A 17,497-nucleotide genomic window follows, 5' to 3' on the forward strand; every position below is an offset into this window, starting at 1 on the left:
CATCCCGAACAGAGAAGTTAAGCCCGCCCGCGCCAATGGTACTGCAGGGGTAACCCTGGGGGAGAGTAGGTCGTCGCCTGTGCTTTCTTCAAACGAAATGCCCCAACCGGGGCCTTTCGTGCTTTTTCGCGGGAAATTGCCGCCACGAGTGCTGGAGAGCATTTCCTAGTCTGGAGGAAAGGTGCAAAGCAGATTGGAGATCGCCCGCAATTGGCTGCCGCGCTACACCGGCATGCCGCTGGATGGGTTTGGCGATTACATCCTCCTGACCAATTTCCATCACTACATGGTCAGCTTCGCCCAGCAGTTCAAGTGCGAGATCCAGGGCATGGGTCGTCCCATGCAGGCCGCCACCGCGTCCAATGGCTTGTCCATCATCAATTTTGGTATCGGGAGCGCCAACGCCGCCACCATCATGGATCTGCTCAGCGCCCGCGCTCCCCAGGGCGTGCTTTTCCTGGGCAAATGCGGCGGCCTGAAGAGTTCCAGTGAGATCGGCAACTTCATCCTGCCCATCGCCGCCATCCGCGGGGAGGGCACCAGCCTGGACTACATGCCGCCCGAGGTGCCGGCCATGCCCTCTTTCAAACTGCACAAGTTCGTTTCGGAGAAGTTGAACGCCCGCCGCCTGGATTACCGCACCGGCGTCGTGTACACGACCAACCGACGCCTGTGGGAGCATGATGCGGCGTTCCGCGAGCGTCTCCAGCGCATGACCTGCCTGGCCATCGACATGGAGACGGCCACCCTCTTCATCGTGGGACATGCCAACGAGATCAGCCGTGGCGCCCTGCTGTTGGTGTCGGACGTGCCGGTCACACCTGAGGGCGTGAAAACCGAGGAGTCCGATCGCCAGGTCACCGAGAACTGGTCTGATCTTCATCTGCAGATCGGGATCGAATCCATGCTGGAGATCGGCATGAAGGGCGAACCCATCCGCCATTTCCACTACTAGGCATGCTGCCCTGGATTCCGGTCTTCCTGGGCTGCGGGTGGCTGGCCCGGCGGCGTGGCTGGCAGGCGGAGCGCCTCTCCACCTGGTTGAGCGCCTGGGCCCTGCGTGTGGCCCTGCCCGCCACTGTCCTGAAGGTTTTGGCGGGCATGCCCCTGTCCCAACTGAACCACCCCGCCGTCTGGTTGCCCTGGTTGCTGCTGATCCTGGTCCTGCCCCTGCTCTGGTTCAGCCTGCGCCGGGTGCCATTCCTGGACGCGGAGCAGGCGCGACTGCTGCTGCTGCTGATTCCCCTGGGCAACACCTCCTTCCTGGGCCTCCCCCTGTTGCAGGCCGTGCGAGGTGACGAGGCTCTGTCGTCCGCCCTGCTCTACGACCAGTTTGGCAGCTTCCCGCAGCTGCTGCTGTTGGGCACCTGGTTGCTGGAGAGCCATGCCGGCGCCGCCGGGTCCGGCCAAAGCGGCAGCAGGCGGGGCCACCCCGGCCAGGTTGTGGTGCGGCGCCTGGCGTCCTTCCCGCCTCTTCCTGTCCTTCTGCTCGCCTTGAGTCCGGCGGGACCGTGGTTGCGTGATGCGGCCGAACCCTTGCTCAGCCTGGTGGCGTGGACCCTGGTGCCGACCGTGATGGTGGCGCTGGGGGCGCGGTTGCGCATCAGGTTGCTGCCCAAGGATCGGCCCGCCCTGGCGCTGGGCCTGATGGGCAAAATGGTGGTGGTGCCGGCCCTTGCCCTGCTCGTGGCATGGCTGCTTGACTGGCGCAGTCCGGAGGTGCAGGTGGCCCTGCTGGAGTCGGCCATGCCGCCCATGGCCACTGCCGCGGCCTGGGCCGGCGATCGCGGCCTTTGCCCTTCGCTGGGCGCCGCCTTGGTCAGCGCGGGGATCATCGTGGCGCTTGTCTGGATCCCCCTGCTCTCGCTTGGCCTGACCTGGTGGATGGGATCGTGAAGGACTGGCGCGCCGATCTGGTGGTGCTGGGCGCCGGCGCCGCAGGGCTGATGGCCGCCATCCAGGCCAAGCAGGAAAGGCCCTCCCTCGATCTCTTGCTGGTCGAGGGGCGGCCCCGGCCCGGCGCCAAGCTGCTGGTGTCGGGCGGGGGACGCTGCAATCTGACCAACCGTCAGATTCGGCCCGGTGATTTCAACAGCGCATCCCCCCGCCAAGTGGCCCGGGTGCTCAAGGCCTTCCCGCTGACCGCCACCCTGGACTTCTTCACGGCCCTGGGCCTGACCATCGCCCAGGAGGAACATGGCCGGCTCTATCCCGCCAGCAGGCGGGCCGCCCATGTCCTGGAGGCCCTGCTGGCCGCGACCCACCGATTGGGCATCCGCTGGCTGATGGGCAGCCGCGTCACCCATGTCCGCCCGGAGGGGACGGTCTGGTGCCTGGAGGGGGAAGGCTTCCGCATCCAATCGCGACGGGTCATCCTGGCCATGGGTGGGTGCAGCCTGCCCCGGTCGGGATCCGACGGCGCCGGACTGCGCCTGGCGGCCCGCCTGGGGCTGCGCCTGACCGAGCCGATCGTGCCGGCGCTGGCATCCCTCACACTGCCGGACGGTCATGTCCTCCGTTCCCTGGCCGGGGTGGCGACGCCGGTCTCCCTGCGTCTCGAACACGAGAAGCGACGGTGGCGGGGTGAGCTGCTGTTCACTCACTTCGGGTGTTCGGGTCCCGCCGTCCTGGACGCCTCGCGCCACGTGCTGGCGGCACGCGCCCGGGGACGGGGCACCCGCCTCCTGGTTGACTGGCTGCCGGAGATGGCCGAAGACCGGCTGCACCAAGTGCTCGCTGCGCCTGGAGGAAGGGGCAGGGCGGTCGCGAGACTGCGGGAATGGCTGCCCGAACGGCTTGCTCAGACGCTTGTCGAGCTGGCCGGCTTGACGCGGGACGGCGGCCTTGCCCAGTTGGACCGGGGCCGACGCGTGCGTCTCGTCGATTGCCTGAAGAACCTGGAGTTGCCGGTGATCGGTGCCCGGTCCTGGCATCACGCCGAGACGACAGCGGGCGGCGTCTCGCTGGACGAGCTGGAGGCCACCACCCTGGAGGCCCGCCCCCGGCCGGGTCTCCACCTGTGTGGCGAGCTGTGCGACGTGGATGGGCGACTGGGAGGCTTCAACTTCCAATGGGCTTGGAGCAGTGGGGCTGTTGCCGGCAGGGGCGCGGCGCGGCTCCTTGATCAGCAGCGAGTCGACCAAATCGCGTGAGACATCCGCAGCATGCGCGCAGATAGCTCCAGCATGAACAGCGAAATCTCTGAGACACCGGTCTCGACCAGGACGCGAGTCTCATCAGAGGCCCGGGCCCGACAGGCTGCTAGTCCTCGGGTGGGCGTCCCGCCTCGGCCCGTTGATCCCCTTCCTGCAGCAGAGTGTCGAGGCGCTCCCGGGCTTCCTCCAGATCGGGAAGCGACTGGCGCAGATCCTGCAGCAGGGCGATGGCGGCCTCTCCTTCACCAGACTCAACCAGTTGCTTGGTCAGGTCCATGGCCGTTCGTTGCAGGCGCGACTCCAGATCGTCACGCAGGGCCTCGTGCAGGGCCTCGTACAGGTCAGGGAAGAGCGTGCCGCGGCGGGTCAGCGCCAGACAGGCGCCCAGCGCGTCCCGGGCGGGGAGGAGCCGCTGCTCGCGCAGGGCCTGTTCCGCCTGGTGCAGGGCTTGCCACGCCTCCAGGGCGTCCACCCGGACCTGCGCCAGATTCAACTGTGGAAGCCCGGAACCTGTCAGCACGGATCCGGCGCCCAGCATCTCCCGCAGACGGTGCACGGCGATGGCCAGACGGTGACGCGTGCGGGTTCGGGCCGCCGGGTCGGCATCATCCCCCCCCGTCGCCATGCGTCTGAACTCGCTTCGGCCCAATGGCTTGCGCAGCATGGCATTTGCCACCAGCAAGGAGAGCAGGATCCTGCAGCGCCGTCCGCCGGGCGCATGCCAGTCCAGGCTGCCTGGATGACGGAGGCGAATCCGGCCGAAGACCTGGACGTGCAACAGATTGTCCCGCTGGCCGTGATCGCCCGCCAGCTCGCGCGGATTCCAAATGCAGGCCTGCTCGGCGCGCCGCATCCAGGTCCGCTTTCTGCCCGTGGACAGCAGGCGGCCATGTTGCCGGCACCAGGCCTGGATGACCCGGCCCAACTGACGCTCCGCACACCACGCAAAGGCCGCCTCCTGCGCTGCGGAGGCCGCCGGCGCCAGATCTGGCCAGCGAAGGGACAAGGCCGCCATGACACGCAGGATGAGCAGGTGGTCCAGCCGTGCCACGGGCATCTCCAGCAGGACCTTGCCCTCCGCCAGCGCCTGGTCCTGCGCTCCCCTTTTCCAGGCTTGCAACAGACCCAGGAGAGCGGCGAAACGCGGCGGGTCATCCTCGTGGCTCGGGGGCAGGTGCGCCAGAAGGAAGGACTCGTCAGGCGCCGTCGATCGACGACGGGGCGACCATGTGCTGAGACAGTGCCAGAGCAGCAGGAATCGTTGAATGGGACGCTCGCCCTCCGCGTCCGGGGGCAGCCCGTCCAAGTGGACATCCAGCCACTCCTGGCGACCAAGCAGCATGATGCATTCGTAGCAGGCCAGTTCCTGTGCGATCCGGCTCATGGGATCGGTCGGGGCATGGGCGATCGTCTCAGGGGTCTCGCCGCACAACAGGAGCACGGCCCGGTGCCAGACTCCGGCGATGGCCATGTTGCGCGACAGTTCGCGCGTCTGCCAGATCTGCCGTGCCTCCTCCCACCGTTCCAGGAAGTCCGCCAGGCGTCCGCTCTGCAGCAGGAGGTGCAGGCCCAGGGCCGGCAACACGGCGTCACTGGCAGGGACCGTTCGCTCCAGTTCGCGCAGCTCGGCCAGCCGCGCCTCAGCCTCCTGCCTCGTCTCGAAGCAGCAGAGCAAGGGGATGCCCACGCGTTGCCTGACTAGATGTTCGAATTCGGGCGAGACAGGTTGGGCCAGCAGCAGATCAAACTGATGGCGGACCCACTGGGACAGGGCATGGCGGCCGCGCCCCCAGGCGATCAAGCCCATGTCGCCCAGGTAGACCAGCCAGGCCCGATGGTGGCGCAAGGTGGGATGACGATCCAGCAGGCCTGTCATTTCCCGGCGCAGGGCCTCATCGTCGGGGGCGCTGTGTCTCATGTAATGGCGGTTCAAATGGATGCAGCCCAGCAGCCTGGTCTCAGCCAGGTCCAGACGGTCGCCGTGGCGGCCCAACTCCATCAGGTCCAGGGCCAGATCGCGGAAGGATGCATCGCCCGCCTTCCCCTTGAGCAGGAAGAGCCGGGCGGCCAGCAGGCGGCTGACGGCCAGCCGCAGGTCCTCGTCGTCGCGCCAGGGCATGGCGTGGTCAAGCGCCTCGAGCAGGGCCGTCGCCACGGTTTCACCGTCGTCGATTCCGGCTTCACGTTCCAGCGATGTGACCATCTGGGTGGCGGTGCCCAGCAGGTCGAGCAACACCTGCTTGTCCGGCGACCGGGGCAGGACTGCCGCCAGATGACGGAAGACGGCGGGGGAATGGAGGGGAACGCCGCCGCGCAGGCACTCCACCAGCCGGGTCGGAGGAGGGACATGGTCCTGGCGCAGGAAGCGGGCGACCAGGCTGTCCTGGATCTGGAGAAGGGGACCCTGGACCGGCGGGCCGGCCAGGCGGTAAGGGAGACGGGCGGGCGGGCCAAGCACGCCGGCATCCTCAAGCCGATCGAGACATGATGCGCCTTCATCACCCAGAAGGAGGAGGGCGCTCTCGCGAGCAAAGCAGGACCCAAGCAGGGCCAGGGACCGCAGCAGAGTCCGCTCTTGCGCGGTTAGAGCCGCCAGGCGACCCTCCACCAGCTGGCGCACGCATTGCCGCACGATCTCCTTCAGCTGCTCGGGGACCAGGCGGCTCTGTCCGCGACCCGTGCCGATGTTGATCCAGCCGACCTGGAGGAGGTGGCGCAGGGCTTGTTTGAGCAGGAGGGGCCGTCCGTCGCATTCCTCCTGCAGGACGGCGGTGACCGACGGGCTGCTGGCCTGCCCCAGCAAGCTTTCCCACAGCGACCCCACTTCGTCAGCGGCCAAGCCCTCCAATTGCAGGCTGGTCATGGGGAGGAACTCCAGGTGCGAAGCCAGGGCCAGCAGGGGAGGGCGCCCGGCGATGACAAGGCCCAGCATGCAGGGGGGAAGGGATCGCAGCATGCCGGCCAGGCGCAAGGCCTCGGCGGCCGGGAGCAGGTCGCATTGATCCAAAGCCAGCAGATGGGGGCGGGCCCGCGACAGCTCGGGCAGCAGGTGCCGCAGGCGCTGTCCGCCGTCCACCCCACCGCGGGCAGCGGCCCGTCTGGCCGTTGTCGGACTGCGGGATTCCAGGTCCGCGGACAGGGCCTCCAAGGTGGCGCCGGCCAATGCGCCCCACGATGCGCGGGTCAGGGCCATTTCCTCGATCAACCGGCTCTTCCCCTGTCCCTCCTCTCCGCTCAAGAGAAGGATGGCCGGACCGGAACGATCCTCGATGGAGCGGCCGAAGGCGGCCATGGTCTCCCGCGCGGACCTGCGTCCGGCGAAGGGCAGACGTCCGCCGTGGAGGAAGTCGTGGAGGGGAGAGGGGGTCGCGCCAAGCATGTCTGAATGTATCAGTCCCCATCTGGCGGTGGAAAACAGGCTTTGGAACCGCCGACCGCACGGTTGGCCTTCGTCAGCTTGCTTGTTAATTGACTGATCCTTAGAATCACTGTTTCCTAACGCGGGCATGTGCATGACGGCCGATCTCAGCTTCCTGGAATACCGCCCCGTGGCCTCCTGCCTGGAAGAAATCCGGCGGGTCGCCCACCAGTTCCCGGATGAGCCGGCGCTGATCACGGAGAGCCTGGAGCAGACTCATGGCGCCTTGCAGGCCAGCGTCGAGGCAACCCGTGCCTGGCTCGCGGGGCAAGGTTTGCCGCCTGGCTGCAGCGTCCTGGTGCTGGTGCCCAACTGCCCGGAAATGGTCTGGCTGCAATTGGCCCTGCTGGGCATGGGCTGCCGCAGCGCCCTGATCGATGTCAAGACCAAGCGCGAAGCCCTCATCCAGATCGGGCAGGAACTCCTGCCGGCCGTGCTCATCTGCGCCGCTGAGTTGATCGCCCGGGGCGAGGAACTGCGCAAGCACCTGCCGCCCCGCACCGTCCTGCTGTCCACGGCGGACCTGCGGGCGGCGGCGCTGGTCGCGCCCCCCGCCACGTGGTCCGACCTGTCCACGGAAGGGCGCATCGCCTACTTCCGCATGGATCGGGAAGACCGTTGGCGGGGCGCCTGGTTCGGCCTGCCCCAGTTGGGTGCGACCGCCCAGCAGGTGAGGCAGCTCTACTCCCTGCACCGCGGGTGCGCCGTGCTTTGCCAGATGCCTGCTTCCCATTATCTGGCGCTGTCCTCCATGATCCTGCCCGCCCTCTGCGCGGCCGGGCACCTGGTCCTCCTGGATCGCACCTGCAGCGTGGATCTTGTGCTGGACATGGTGGCCCGCACGGAGCCCAGGTTGATGATCCACTACCGGAGGAACTACTGGTTCCTTCATCGCGCCGCCCAGCAACGCCACGAGGCGGGCCAGCCGCTGGGCCGGATCCTTCATGCCGTGGTCAATGCCGATTCCCCCCAACTGCCGTTTCGTTCCAGCTGGGAGGACCTGTTTCAGGGCCACCTGCTGGCCGGCTTCGCCACCACCTGGGCCGGCGCATTCCTGGCGCTCAACCTGCCCTGGCTGGAGGATCGGGAAGGCTTCGTGGGCAAGGCCCTGCCCGGTGTTGATCTGAGGATTCTTGATGAGACCGGCCAGGAGCGTCCCAGCGGGCGCTGGGGAGAGGTGATCTTCCGCAGTCCCGGCATGGCCGGCGAGCTGACGGCGGATCTGCGCAGCAGTCCGGAGGCGACGGAGGACGGCTGGCTGCGCAGCCAGCAGATGGCCATGATGGACACGGACGGCTTCCTGACCCTGGCCGATGAGGTCTTCGACGTCATCTGGCTGCACGGCTTCAAGGTCAGCCCATTGGAGATCGAGGAGCCCCTGTGCGAGTTGCCGGGCGTGGTGGATGCGGCGGCTCTGGGCGGCGCACGGGGCTCGCAGCCCGATCAAGTGCTCCTGTTCGTGCAATGCGAGACGGATGAGAGCGGACATCCCTGCTGGACGGAAGAGGCCCTGCGCGAGGAGTGCGTTCGTCTCTTCCCCCCCTATCTGCGTCCATCCCGCATCATCTTCGTGGACGAGATCCCCTATGACGATGAGGAATTCAAGCTGCGCAAGGACCTGAGACACCGAACCGAAACTGCTGATCCGTGGAGGACGACTTGAACATCCACAAGGCGGAGACCATCCGCAACATCGCCCTGGTGGGACACGAATCCACGGGCAAGACCATTTTCGTGGAAGCCATGCTGCGCCTTGCCGGAGAAATCAACCGACTGGGCACGATCGAAGGGCACAATACCGTCTCCGACTACACGGTCTTCGAGCAGGAGCGCCAGAAGTCGGTGTTCACCACCCTGTCCCAGTTCGAATGGCAGGGACACAAGTTCAATGTCCTGGACACTCCGGGCTTTTCCGACTTCTACGGGGAGGTGCAGGCCGGTCTTCACGTGGCGGACATCGCCGTTGTGCTGGTCAGCCCCATGAACGGCCCGGAGGTGATCACCGAGATGGTGATGGAGACGGTCGACGCCCGCCAGATGCCCTGCCTCTTTGTCTTCAATGGTCTGGACAAGGACCACATCCGCTTCGAGGAGGAGCTGGAGAATCTCAAGGGCAGCTTCCGGGGAGTGGCGCAGGTGCAGTACCCGCTGGAGACGGGCGAGTCCTTCACCCGCATCGTGGACGTGCTGAAGCGCAAGATCCTCGTCTTCGACGCCGAGGGACGCGTCAGCGAGCAGGACCTGGGCGGCGAGGCGGACCGGGTGGAGGAGCTCTACGCCGCCTTGCAGGAGACGGTGGCCGAAAGCGACGACGCCCTGATGGAGGCTTTCCTTGAGAACATGGAGCTGAGCGAGGAGCAGTTCAGCCAGGGACTGGCCCAGGGCGTGCGGTCGGGAGCCGTGCGCCCTGTGTTCTGTTCGGCCGCCCGCAAGCTGGTGGGCATGTCCCGCATCTTGGAGGTGATCGCGGCCAGCTATCCCTCGCCCCAGGCCCGGCCCGGCAACGGCCGGCGCGGCACGGAGGAGGTCGCGGTGCCCTGCGACGCGGCCGCCCCGGTCAAGGCCTTGGTCTTCAAGACGGTCAACGAGCAGCATGTGGGCGAGCTGTCCTTCTTCCGCGTGTACAGCGGCACGATTCGCACCGGCGACGAACTGGTCAACGCGCACACCAGCAACGCGGAGAAGATCGGCTCCCTCTTCAGTGTGGTGGGCAAGACACGCAAGGACTTGAACGAGGTGTCGGCCGGGGACCTGGCCTGCACGGTCAAGCTGCGCGGCACCCGCACCAACGATTCCCTTTGCACCAAGGGCAGCCTGCTCGAACTGACGCCGATCGTTTTTCCCGAGCCGGTCATGCGCACGGCCATCGAACCGGAAAAGGCCGACGACGACGAGAAGATGTCCACCGGCCTGACCCTCATCCACAACGAGGACCCCAGTTTCAGCATCCGCCAGGATCCCGAGTTGAAGCAGACCATCCTGGCCGGCCAGGGTGAGCAGCAGTTCAACCTGTTGCTGGAGAAGCTGGAGCGCCGCACGGGCGTCAAGGTGAAGCTGATCAAGCCGCGCGTGCCCTACCGGGAGACGATCACGGGCAACGCCGACGTCAAATACCGCCACAAGAAGCAGACGGGCGGCGCCGGTCAGTTCGCCGAGGTCTGGGTGCGCATCAAGCCGGGGGAGCGCGGCAGCGGATTCGTCTTCAAGAGCGAGGTGGTGGGCGGCGCCGTCACCATCCCCTTCCAGCAGGCCACGGAGAAAGGCATGCGCCAGCTCCTCGATGAAGGCGTCATCGCCGGCTGCCGGGTGGAGGACGTGGAGGTCACCATCTACGACGGCAAGATGCATCCGGTCGACTCCAAGGAGATCGCCTTCATGATCGCGGGGCGGGAGGCCTTCAAGCAGGGCTTCCAGGATTCCAAGCCCATCCTGCTCGAGCCGATCTGGGAGGTGGAGGTGAAGACGCCCGACGAGTACATGGGCGACGTGATGGGCGACCTCAGTTCCCGCCGCGGCAAGATCCTGGGCATGGATGGCGCCGGCAAGTACCAGGTGATCAAGGCCTTGGTGCCGCTGGCCGAGCTCTACCAGTACTCCACCACCCTGCGCTCCATGAGCGCCGGTCGCGCCACGCACCGCCGGCGATTCGACCACTATGAGAAGTGTCCGCCGGATGTGCAGCAGAAAGTGATCGAGGAGTATCAGGCGGAGCGGGCCAACGCCTGATCTGCCCTTTCCATGGCGAATGGCGGGGGGCCGGGCGTCAGCCTGGTCCCCTTTCCCATGCCGGGCCATCGGGTGGAAGTGGGTCGGCCGCTCCTCCGCTGGATCGGATCGAGGCTTCGCTACCTTCTCCCATCAAGAGCGAGGATGGCATGGACCGCATCTGGGCGCCCTGGCGCATGGCCTACATCCGCGGCTTGGACGCCTCGCGCAATGCGGGGCACACGGAGGGCGGGGTCGAGGAGTGCATTTTCTGCTGGAAACCCCGGCTGGAGTCGACGCACGACGAATCGAACCTGATCGTGGCGCGGCGCGAGAGCTGCTTCGTCATCATGAATCTCTATCCCTACAACAACAGCCATCTCATGGTCGTGCCCTACCGCCACCTGTGCGACTTCACCCTGCTCGAAGCTGTCGAATTGCTCGACTGCCAGCGCGCCCTGCAGGATGCCGTGCGCGTGATGCAACGCACCCTCCAGCCCCAGGGCTGGAACATCGGTCTCAACCTGGGCAAGGCGGCCGGCGCCGGCATCGACCAGCACCTGCACTGGCACGTGGTGCCCCGCTGGGTGGGCGACACCAATTTCTTCCCGGTGCTGGGGGAGACCAAGGTCATCTCCGAATCCATCCAGGACAGCTGGCAACGCATGCGAGATGGATTCGCCGCTCTCTGAGGGCGGTGCGCCGTCCCAGGGCCCACGCCGATTCTGGCTCCGGGCCTGCGTCTGATTGGCTCACCTGCGGAGGATTTCTACCTTGGCCGGGCGTGAAACGGATTCGATTCACAGATGTGAGGAGTGCGCCGTGAAGATGCGGATCCTGGCCATCCTGGCCCTGCTGGGTTGCTGGAGCGCTGGCCTGGCGGTCGAGACGGACAAAGCGACGGGCGACGCGATCAAGCTGGGCTTCACGGCGGACAAGCAGGCTGCCCTGGCGCGGGCCAAGGCCGAGGGCAAACCGCTGCTGGCCTTCTTCACCACCGAGTGGTGCGGCTGGTGCCGACGCCTGGAGGCGGAGGTGCTGGCCACGCCCGAGTTCGAGGCGGGCAGCGCCAGCTGGGTGAAGTTGGTCATCGACGCGGAAAAGGGCGATGGCGTGGACTGGGCCCGACGCTTCCACGTGAGTGGCTTTCCCACCCTCATCCTGCTGGACGCGGGGGGCGAGGAGATCGATCGCCAGCCGGGCTACTCCCCCATGCCGGATTTCCTGCGCACCCTCCAGGATTTCGAGCGCGGCGTGGGAACCCTCTCCGCTTTGCAGGCCGAACAGACCGCCCGCCCCGGTGACCACGGACTCACCCTGCGCATCGCCCGCAAGTTGACGACCCGTGGCCGGCCGGACGAGGCCACCGCCCTGCTGCAGGGCATCCTCGCGGCCGACCCCGCCAATCTCTCCGGGATGGCGGACGAGGCGGCCGCCGAACTGGCACTCCACACCTTCAGCCAGGAGCACGATCCGGCCGTGTTGGAAGCCGTCCTCTCCACGTGGAAAGGCGTGGAACAGGGACCCCAGATCTACAACCTGCTCATCGCCGGCGCGGCCCGCGCCGGGGACGAGACCCGCATGCGCACCTTGCTGGACAGGGCCGTGGACGACTACCCGGAAGATGCCCAGCTGCTCAACAGCTACGCCTGGACCTGCGCCGAGAAGGGCTGGAACCTGGAGAAGGCCGAGCGACTGGCCGAGAGAGCCGTGCGTCTCAGCGGGCAGGATCCCAACGTGCTGGACACCCTGGCCGAGGTGCAGTTCCGCCGCGGCCAGGGCGCCGCGGCCCGGGCCACCATCCAGCAAGCCCTGGCGATGAAGCCCGGGGACGCCTACCTGGAAGGCCAGCTCAAGCGCTTCCAAGGCCAACCCTGATCTGTCCCAAACATCGTTCCATCAATAGGAGTCCCCATGACCAAGCGCTTGGTCTTTCTGGCGACGGGTGCCTGCCTGTTCTTGGGGTGGGCCACGCATCTGCCCGCCGCCGGCTTCGCCATACATGAGCAGTCCGGTCGCGCCATGGGCACGGCCGGTGCTTTCGCCGCGGCCGAGGGTCCGGCCGGCATCTTCTACAATCCGGCCGGCATCGCGCGCCTGGAAGGCCTCCAGGTCGAGTTCGGCCTCAACGTGATCATGCCTGCGACGGATTTCATCGGGCCCACGGACCGTCCCGCTTTCGGCAGCTCATCCATGGAGAGCCAGGTGTTCACGCCGGTGGACATCTACCTGAGCGGCCGCCTGAGCGACCAGGCGCGCTGGGGTCTGGGCCTCTTCACCTACATGGGCCTGGGCACCAAGTGGGAGGAGGATTGGGTGGGGCGCACGGTGACGGAGGAGGTCGAGCTGCAGACCATCACCATGAATCCGGCCCTGGCCTTCGCCCTGAACGAGCGGAGCAGCCTGGGCGTCGGCCTGGACCTGATGTACGGCAAGGCCCTCATGTCCAAGGACAGCTACACGGGCTATCCTTTCAACGGATTCGTGGATGTGGAGATCGACGGCCACGGCTTCGGCTATGGCTGGAACATGGGCCTGCAGCACCGCCTGGCCGACGACTGGACCCTGGGCGTCTCCTATCGATCGGGCATGACCCTCTTCGCCGAGGGGGAGGCGGACTTCGCCATCCAGGACGTGGAGAACGCAAGCCACCAAGCGCTGCTGGGAGCCATGTTCCCCGCCACCGACGTGAGCCTGGACCTGGACATTCCGGACCTGGTCATCGCCGGCGTGGAATGGAAGCCCCAGGGATGGCTGGGCGGCCGCCTGACCTGGCGCGGGGACCTCGTCTTCACGCGCTGGAACGTCTACCGCAGCCTGGACATCGATTTCGAGACGAACACGGCGGCCCTGCGGGACAGCCACTCGCCCAAGCTCTACGAGAACACCTGGGCTTTCCGCACCGGGGCCGAGCTGGACCTGGGCGAGCGTTGGACCCTGCGCGGCGGCTGGTATTACGAGCAGAACGCCGTGCTGGACCACATGGTGGAACCCAGCCTGCCCGACGCCGAGCGCAACGGCATCAGCCTGGGAGCCACCTGGCAGGCCCGGGAGGATCTGGCCCTGGACGCCTATTTCATCCAGGTCATGTTGCAGGATCGGGTAAGCGAGTTCGCCGAGCTGCCCGGCGGCTACGAAAGCAGCATTCCCATCGTCGGCCTCAGCATGCGGAAGGGCTTCTGACATGAACACATCCCTGACCAATCGTTCGCATCTGCTGCTGCCCCTGGCGGTGGCCCTGGGCGTCGTCGGCTGCGGCACGAGCGACACCATGCCCACCTCCCCCACCTATTCCACCGCCGCCCAGCTGTCCGGCCTGCAGGCCTACGTGGCCATCGGCAACAGCCTGACCGCCGGCTACCAGAGTGGCGCCTGGGGCAATCCCGATCATGTGGCGACCAGCTATCCCAATCTCATCGCCCGCCAGGTGGGCATCACGGGCTTCAAGCAGGTCAGCTTGACGGGCACCGGGCTGGCCATGGTGGACAGCGACGGGGACGGCGTGCCGGATCGTGGCAACATGGTGGTCAACTTCACCGCGACAGGCAGCCCCGTGCTCAGCTACACGGCCACCGATCCGGCCAACCTGACGGCCTTGGCCACGGGGGCCGGGACCACCTTCGATTTCAGCGCGCCGCGCAACTTCGGCATCCCGGGCATCTCCCTCATGCACGCCGCCGGCGCGCCGCTGGGCCAGTACGCGGCGGGCAATCCCTACGCCTCATTCTATACCAATGCCGAGTCGGCGCCCAAGACCCAGGTCCAGTTGGCGGCCGAGGCGGGTGCCGGCTTCATCACCTGTTGGCTGGGCAACAACGACGTGCTGGGCTACGTGACCAGCGGCGGCACGGGCGCCATCACCCCCGCCGCCCTCTTCCAGGCCTCCCTGGACGGCACCCTGGCCGCCCTGGGCGCCACCCCGCGCCTGGTGGTGATCAACCTGCCCTCGGTCACCGCCATTCCCTACGTCACCTACTTCAATCCTGTCCTGATCGGCCTGCTGGACCAGATGGGCGCCCCCGTGCACGCCGTGTGGGCCATGGACGACGCCCTGGGCGCCGCCGTGCCGCTCTACATCGATCCGGGCACCAACAACTACGTGCTGCTGCCCGCCGCCAGCGCCATGGCGGCGGATCCCACCCTGGGCGCCAGCTCCGCCAATCCCCTGCCCGACGCCCTGGTGCTGGATGCCGCCGAATTGGCGGCGGCCCAAGCCGCCGTGGCGGATTTCAACGCGCGCCTTGCCGCCGGCGTGGCGGCGCTGAACACGCCGCAGCGGGAGCTGCCGGCCCTGCTGGTGGACATGCACGCCTACTTCAACGAAGTGGCCGCGGGCGGTCTGCATTACGGCGGACAGCGTTTCACCACGCAGTTCGTGTCGGGCGGCCTCTTCAGTCTGGACGGCGTCCACCCCACCTCCCTGGGCAACGCGGCCGTGGCCAACGAGATCATCGCCGCCATGAACGAGGGGTGGGGACTGAACGTGGCCGAGGTGGACCTGGCCGAGTTCATCGGCGTCAACATTGGCCTCGGCTCCGCCGGAGTGCCCCCCCTGCTGCCGGACTTCCGACAGGTGGTCGAGCTCTTCCAGCACTGATCGATCATTGCCTGTATCATGAAGCCCCGCGGCAACCGCCACGGGGCTTCATGTTGCCGCCCCGCGAATCGCTTGCGCCATCGGAATCGATATCGGAATCGGGATCGGGATCGGGATCGGGATCGGGAACGACAACCCCATGATGCCAGACAAGGAGAAGCATGGGAACCACGCTGCTGCTGGAAATCGAAGAGGGCATCGCCCTCCTCACCCTCAACCGTCCGGCCAGCCTCAACGCGCTCAACCATGCCTTGCTGGGCGAGCTGGAGGAGGCGGTCGTTCAGCTTGAGCAGGACAGCCAACTGCGCGCCGCCGTGCTCATCGGCGCCGGTGTGAAGGCCTTCGCCGCCGGGGCGGACATCGCCGAACTGGCGGGGCTGGACTCCCGGGGCGCCGCCGGGGTGGCCGCCCGCGGCCAGGGCATCCTGCGCCGCCTGGAGCGCTTGCCCAAGCCTGTCATTGCCGCCGTCAACGGCTTCGCCCTGGGCGGCGGCTGCGAGCTGGCCATGGCCTGCCATCTGCGCCTGGCCGCCCCCCACGCCCGCTTCGGTCAACCTGAAGTCAACCTGGGTCTCATTCCGGGATATGGCGGCACCCAGCGCCTGGCGCGTCTGGTGGGACGCGGCCGGGCCACCGAACTCTGCCTGACCGGAGCCATCATCGGCGCCGAGGAGGCCCTGCGCATGGGCCTCGTCAACCGGGTGGTGACGGCCTGGGCCAAGGACGCCCAGGGCGAGCCCGTCCGAGACGATAAGGGCCAGCCGGTCTTCGACCGCGAAGCCTTCCTGGAAGCCGCCCTTTCCCTGGCGCGGGACATCCTGGGCAAGGCGCCGCTGGCCGTGGCGGGCTGTCTGGCGGCCATCGACCGGGGCTTCGACCTGCCCCTCGACGCCGGACTGGCCGTGGAGCGGGACCTCTTCGCCGCCTGCTTCGGCACGGAGGACATGCGCGAGGGCACCGCAGCCTTCCTGGAGAAGCGGCCGGCGCAGTTCCGGGGCTGCTGATCCCCGCCGGCCGGTCGTTCCGCAGGCCGCTCCGTCCGCCTGTGCCTGGGGCCGCAGCTGCCGGACATGGACCAGGGTCACATGTGGGCATAATGTGCCCTTGCATCTCTGGGGACTGGGTGGTACACTTGGCGGTCCTGTTTCCGGCTCAAGCATCTGTCGCCGGGTGACGATAGACAGGGCACAGACGGGACGCGCCACGTCACACTCGAATGCAAGGATCCATATCGACGCCTGCCTGAATTGTTGTTTCGGTCTGCGCAAGGTTCGCTGACATGGAGACGATAATTCCCGCAGGCGTCCGTTGCCGGACGCAGGTCCGGTTTTTCTTTATCCGGGCCGCGTGGCCGGACGACAGCCGGAATGGACGAGGCTGTCACACAAGTTTCCAGGAGGATGCTACATGAAGCGAGTGACTCTCACCGCGGCGGCCCTGGCCATGGTGGCCATGCCTTGGCAACAGGCCCACGCGGTGTCCGAGGCCGCCGTGATCTGGCTCTTGATCAGCCCCGGTTCCCGCCCCGCCGGCATGGGCGAGGCCTTCGTGGCCCTGGCCGACGACGCCTCCGCCACGTGGTGGAATCCGGCCGGCCTGGCTTTCAGCCAGGGCCGCGACGTCCGCATCATGCATTCCGACTGGCTGCCCGCCTTCAACCTGGACGACATCTTCTTCGACTTCGCCGCCTTCTCCTGGCGGGCGGAATCCCTGGGCGGCACGATGGGCGTCTCCATCATCTATCTCAACGAGGGTGACCAGACCCACACTGGCGAGAACGGCGAGGTGCTGGGCGTCATCACCAGCAAGGAGTACGCCCTGGGCGTCAGCTACGGCACCAACCTCAATCCGGAGCTGGGCCTGGGCCTCACCGGCAAGCTGATCGTCTCCGACCTGGCCAGCGGCGTCAAGGTGGGCCAGCAGGAAGCGGGCATGGGCATCTCCTTCGCCGTGGACCTGGGCATGCTCTGGCAGACCCGCCTGCCCTACGCCGACCGGCCCCTCAACCTGGGCTTCAACCTGGCCAACATCGGGCCGGAGATCAGCTACGCCGACGAGGCGCAGGCCGATCCCCTCCCCACCAACCTCAAACTGGGCGCGGCGCTCAATGCCTACAACGACCAGCACAACGAGGTCAACCTGGTTTTCGACATCAACAAGCAGCTGGTGCACAAGGCGCTGAGCAACCTGACGCGCAAGCAGCTGGACGGCGAAGACGCCTATTGGAACAACCAGGGACAGCTCACCACCGAGGCCTTCGACAACCAGGGCAATCCCAACTCGCCGGCCTTCGACGCCGAGTACGAGACGGACCCCGTCTTCAAGGCCATGTTCACCTCCTGGTTCCCGCGCGGTGTGAAGAACGAGCTGCAGAACTACATCTACAACGTGGGCGCCGAGTACTGGTACCGCGGCGAGGCGGGCGGCCTGGGCAAGACCGCCTTCGGCCTGCGCAGCGGCTACCTGAACGACATGGCGGGCCACATCAAGTCCTACACGCTGGGCATGTCGCTGCTCGTCAACATGGTCTCCCTGGACTTCAGCTACGAGTTGTCCGCGGACAAGGACAACCCCTCGCCGCGCGACAAGACGATCCGCTACTCCCTGGGCTTCACTTTCTAG

The 17,497-nt window shown here is 67.0% G+C and carries 12 protein-coding genes and 1 rRNA gene; 12 read left to right on the forward strand and 1 reads right to left on the reverse strand.

Translation table 11 applies throughout. The features are described from left to right. The 4 genes from rrf to Q8O14_10020 form a co-directional block, all read left to right on the forward strand. Positions 1–82, forward strand: a 5S ribosomal RNA gene (gene rrf, locus Q8O14_10005); the annotation flags it as partial. Positions 83–181: 99 nt separating this feature from the next. Beyond that, complete coding sequence (locus tag Q8O14_10010) at positions 182–955, forward strand: AMP nucleosidase (protein MDP2361073.1); 774 nt, start codon at positions 182–184, stop codon at positions 953–955. Positions 956–957: 2 nt separating this feature from the next. Continuing rightward, positions 958–1,896, forward strand: a complete 939-nt coding sequence (locus tag Q8O14_10015) for an AEC family transporter (protein MDP2361074.1) — start codon at positions 958–960, stop codon at positions 1,894–1,896. Then, positions 1,893–3,152 carry an aminoacetone oxidase family FAD-binding enzyme gene (locus tag Q8O14_10020; GenBank protein ID MDP2361075.1) on the forward strand — a complete coding sequence of 420 codons (1,260 nt, stop codon included), beginning with the start codon at positions 1,893–1,895 and terminating at the stop codon, positions 3,150–3,152. Before Q8O14_10015 ends, Q8O14_10020 begins: the two co-directional genes overlap by 4 nt. A 109-nt stretch (positions 3,153–3,261) precedes the next feature. Here the strand turns inward: Q8O14_10020 and Q8O14_10025 are convergent, their stop codons facing one another. After that, a complete protein-coding gene (locus tag Q8O14_10025; protein ID MDP2361076.1) occupies positions 3,262–6,534 on the reverse strand; it encodes an ATP-binding protein in 3,273 nt (1,090 codons plus the stop codon). Between the two features lie 133 nt (positions 6,535–6,667). On the opposite strand from Q8O14_10025, the gene Q8O14_10030 reads away from it, so the two are divergent. The 8 genes from Q8O14_10030 (at position 6,668) to Q8O14_10065 (ending at position 17,497) form a co-directional block, all read left to right on the forward strand. Next, positions 6,668–8,236, forward strand: a complete 1,569-nt coding sequence (locus Q8O14_10030) for a class I adenylate-forming enzyme family protein (protein ID MDP2361077.1) — start codon at positions 6,668–6,670, stop codon at positions 8,234–8,236. Next, complete coding sequence (locus Q8O14_10035; protein ID MDP2361078.1) at positions 8,233–10,299, forward strand: elongation factor G; 2,067 nt, start codon at positions 8,233–8,235, stop codon at positions 10,297–10,299. The genes Q8O14_10030 and Q8O14_10035 overlap by 4 nt, the downstream gene beginning before the upstream one ends. A 149-nt stretch (positions 10,300–10,448) precedes the next feature. Then, positions 10,449–10,970, forward strand: coding sequence for an HIT domain-containing protein (locus Q8O14_10040; protein ID MDP2361079.1), 522 nt, complete (start codon positions 10,449–10,451; stop codon positions 10,968–10,970). A 136-nt stretch (positions 10,971–11,106) separates the two neighbouring features. Further along, the gene (locus Q8O14_10045; protein ID MDP2361080.1) at positions 11,107–12,156 is read left to right on the forward strand and encodes a thioredoxin fold domain-containing protein; all 1,050 of its coding nucleotides are present in this window, start codon (positions 11,107–11,109) and stop codon (positions 12,154–12,156) included. A gap of 36 nt (positions 12,157–12,192) precedes the next feature. Further along, positions 12,193–13,461, forward strand: a complete 1,269-nt coding sequence (locus Q8O14_10050) for an outer membrane protein transport protein (GenBank protein MDP2361081.1) — start codon at positions 12,193–12,195, stop codon at positions 13,459–13,461. 1 nt (position 13,462) lies between these two features. Next, positions 13,463–14,875, forward strand: coding sequence for an SGNH/GDSL hydrolase family protein (locus Q8O14_10055; GenBank protein MDP2361082.1), 1,413 nt, complete (start codon positions 13,463–13,465; stop codon positions 14,873–14,875). 161 nt (positions 14,876–15,036) lie between these two features. Further along, positions 15,037–15,879, forward strand: a complete 843-nt coding sequence (locus tag Q8O14_10060; GenBank protein ID MDP2361083.1) for an enoyl-CoA hydratase-related protein — start codon at positions 15,037–15,039, stop codon at positions 15,877–15,879. A gap of 403 nt (positions 15,880–16,282) precedes the next feature. Further along, complete coding sequence (locus Q8O14_10065) at positions 16,283–17,497, forward strand: PorV/PorQ family protein (protein MDP2361084.1); 1,215 nt, start codon at positions 16,283–16,285, stop codon at positions 17,495–17,497.

The sequence above is a fragment of the bacterium genome, from assembly GCA_030685015.1.
GTDB lineage: Bacteria > CAIWAD01 > CAIWAD01 > CAIWAD01 > CAIWAD01 > CAIWAD01.